Source organism: Ruegeria sp. BHSB172, assembly GCF_059613165.1.
This window is the reverse complement of record NZ_JBXWRZ010000082.1, coordinates 1-3,344: the sequence shown is the minus strand read 5'-3', so window position 1 is coordinate 3,344 and position 3,344 is coordinate 1. Positions and strand designations below refer to the sequence as shown.

The window sequence follows — 3,344 nt, the reverse complement described above, 5'->3', positions numbered from 1 at the left end:
GAAGGTCCGCGTAGGACTGAACAGGCAACACCGTCGGATCGTGCTGCAGCTCGGCGACATCCGCCGCCGTGTTCGCGTCAAGAACACGAATGCTCCAGCCGGGATTGTGCCTGCGCCACGAGGCGATGCATTCCTTCACAAGCGGCGGCGCGCCTTCTTCACCGCGATCCCAATAGATCCAGATCGTCTTGGGAATGCTGCGCGGTGCGGATTTCGAAAAGAAATTGGGTTTGCCCCATATCTTCTTCCGGGCTCTTCGCCCGAAAGTCGGCAACATGCGCGCGCCCACGATAAGAACAAAGAGCCACGTCCTGAGTTTGCCGGCGGGCATGCGATCTCCACTGAACCAACCAAACGGCCACAAGGGCCATCCGCACTATGTACCAACAACAGCCGGCACGTCATTTACTTTGAAAGCCGCGCCAGCCTTCCTGGTGCAGATGGCATAACAATGACCAGCGCTTCAAGCCATTGTTGCCCGATGGGCAGACAAGTTTCCGTTGCGGTCAAAGGGTCATTGTAATCAATGGGTGTCGCTTTATGATTCCAAGCGATTGGTTTTCCGGTTTTCGAGGAAGAGTGATGGCGGTTGTCTCGCAGGTTCTGCAAGCAGTCTATTTTGACATCACGAAAGTTGGCAGCAGCAGCCTGAAGGAAATGCTCTGGGAACTGGATCGTGGTGAACCATTCAAGGGCCGCGGCGCCGCCCGCGTCTTGAACAACCTGCGTTGGCGCCTGGCACGGGCCAAGCTGGTACGCGCGCGCAACATTCATGAACAAGACGGATTTCGAACCCAGATCTTCCGAAAGGCCGTGGTGCCGGATGGCTTTGCGACATTCACGCTGGTCCGTGACCCGGTCGCCCGGCTGCAATCGGCCTGGCGCGACAAGGTCCACCGCAATCAGTTCCGCTGGCGCGACGAAGAGATGGATATCGAGAACGAGGGGCTACCCCTTGATCCGACCTTTGGCGAATTTATCGACCATTTCAGTGAATACCGCGCTGTCAGCCGCCCCGTTCGGGTGCACACGACCCCGTATTCATGGCACTTGGGCCCCGATTTGGGGTTTTTCGATCATGTCTTCCGGCTCGAGTCGGTCAACGACATGTATTCTTTTCTGTCCGAACGCCTGGGGCGGCCGTTTCCGGTGCAGCATGTCAACAAATCCAAGCCTGGGCCGCGCGACAGCACTCTGACAGAGCGACAGATCGATGCGTTGCTGGAAATAACCCAGCCCGACTATGATCTGTTGGGTTCGTTGTATGATATCGAGGACGCCGAAAAGAGGCTCCGTGCCCAATTGGGCCGGTGAAAGACACAGAGTGATGACACTGGCTGCACAGGATAGAATTCAATCTGGGGGGCGCGCGGAAGACGTCTCGCCCAACCGGCTTTTGATTGCGCTCTTCGTCGTATCTCTGGTGATGCCGTTCTTCTTTTTTCTGGGCGGCCTTCGGCTGAGCGTCTATCGCCTCTACCTTCTTGTCTTTGCGCTATTGTTCTTTGTCCGCTGGGTAAATGGCTCGGCCGGAAAAATCCGTGCGCCGGACATTCTGGTGATCACGGCAAGCCTGTGGATGATGATAGCAATGTTCGTCAATCACGGGATGAGCGCGCAATGGCAGTTTGCAGGTATATTGGTGATCGAAACCGTCGTTCCCTATTTGGCTGCGCGTGTTCTGATCCGAAGCCTGTCATCCTTTCAGGCATTCGTCCGCTGGTATTTCTTGGTTGTTGCGGTTCTGCTGCCATTTGCGCTGTACGAAAACATGACAGGCACCCCCATCCTGCTGAAAACCTTCCGCGGCGTTTTTTCCGTCTATTTCGATGTGCATCAGGAACCCAGGCTAGGGCTCGAACGCGCGCAGGCGACCATGCCGCATCCCATCCTGTTTGGTGTGTTCTGCGCTCCTGCCTTCGCCTTGTCATGGTACACGCTGAACCCAGAGGCCGGGCTTTTCAAACGCGCGCGCCGACCATTCCTCGTTGGGGTCGCCGTGTTCAGCTCATTGTCGGCAGGCGCCTTCATGGGAGTGCTGCTGCAGGCCTTGCTGATCGGATGGGACGAGGTATTGAAAACGGTCAAGAACAGGTGGAAGATCTTTTTGGTGTTGTTTGGTATCCTCTATGTGATCCTGGAACTGGCATCCAATCGAAACGCCTTTCAGATCATCGCGACGGAGTTGACGTTTTCGCCGGGGGCCGCCTGGAACAGGATTCATATCTTCAACAATGCGATCGACGACGTCTTCGCGAATCCGATCTTCGGCCTTGGGCTGCGCGATTGGACCCGGCCGCACTGGCTGCGATCAAGCGTTGACAATTTCTGGCTGCTGCTTGCGATGCGCTACGGGATTATTGCGTGGTTCCTGTTGTCTCTTACAACCATCCTAATTTGCTGGAAGGCCATCACCGCGCCTCTGACCGGATTGCTTGCGGGGGTTCGGCGGGGTTATCTGATCGCCTTCATCAGCATGATCGTTTCGGCCTTCACCGTGCATTTGTGGGACGCCACATATTGCCTCTTCATGTTCATGATGGGCGCCGGGGTATGGCTGTCCGATCCGGACTGCACGCAGGACAACGAGGACAAGGACAACCCACCCGAGACCCCGAACCGAGAGATCAGGTATACGCGGTTCCCGCATGCCGATGCGACGTCTTTACGTTAGTGCTGGTGTCATCAACCCGTGACCGTCCAGCGTTTCTGGGCCATCCGCACAGTGCGACGCAAGCGCCGCAGAAGGGGCATCTCATCAGATAGAACGGCTTCGACTTCCCCTGCATGCATGTCACCCCGCAGGGATGTCCGGGGTTTGAGATAACCGGAGTCGCGGTACCGGCCTCCGTCGCTGGACCACGCGGAGTGATAGCCGGCTGAGCGCAGAGCGCGCAGAACCCGCGCGTCATAGCGGCCAAAAGGAATTCCCGCCTCGGTTATGGCATGGCCGCAAATATCCTCGAGACATGCACGCGAGCCTTGCAATTCGTTTTGCAGTTCGGCATCGGACAGGGTGGGCCAGGCCACGTGATCGATACCGTGGCTTCCGACCGTCATGCCTGCGGCAGACAGGTCCCGAATATGCCATTTGTCCAGGCTGCCGCTGGTACCGATCCGCCCGGACAGGACAAAGAACCGGGCACGCAGATCGTATTTCTGCAAAATCGGCAGCGCGATCTCGTGGTCCGACAGGTTTCCGTCATCAAAGGTTATCTGATAGGCTTCCGGGGTGTCCGCCACGGCCGCCAGAACCCGTTCGAACTGAGGCACCGAGACCCAAAAGGGCGCTTCCTCCGGCCCCACTAGCCGGCTTGGCTGGCCAATGCCGTGAAAAATCAGGG

4 protein-coding genes are annotated in these 3,344 nt (G+C 57.4%); 2 read left to right on the top strand and 2 right to left on the bottom strand.

Annotated features, from left to right (window positions below; genetic code table 11):
- The coding region (locus AC2FM3_RS17775) for a capsular polysaccharide synthesis protein (protein WP_496684557.1) at window positions 1-331 on the bottom strand (331 nt) is incomplete at its 3' end.
- 143 nt (window positions 332-474) lie between these two features.
- Here AC2FM3_RS17775 and AC2FM3_RS17770 point away from each other — a divergent pair.
- Together AC2FM3_RS17770 and AC2FM3_RS17765 are read left to right on the top strand one after the other, a co-directional pair.
- On the top strand, window positions 475-1,314 hold the full coding sequence (locus tag AC2FM3_RS17770) for a sulfotransferase family 2 domain-containing protein (RefSeq protein ID WP_496684555.1): 840 nt from the start codon (window positions 475-477) through the stop codon (window positions 1,312-1,314).
- Between the two features lie 10 nt (window positions 1,315-1,324).
- Window positions 1,325-2,674: an O-antigen ligase family protein gene (locus AC2FM3_RS17765; protein ID WP_496684553.1), complete on the top strand. Its 1,350-nt coding sequence runs from the start codon at window positions 1,325-1,327 to the stop codon at window positions 2,672-2,674.
- A gap of 11 nt (window positions 2,675-2,685) precedes the next feature.
- On the opposite strand, the gene AC2FM3_RS17760 is transcribed toward AC2FM3_RS17765, so the two are convergent.
- Window positions 2,686-3,344, bottom strand: a 659-nt coding sequence (locus tag AC2FM3_RS17760) for a polysaccharide deacetylase family protein (RefSeq protein WP_496684551.1), incomplete at its 5' end; no start/stop codon positions are given.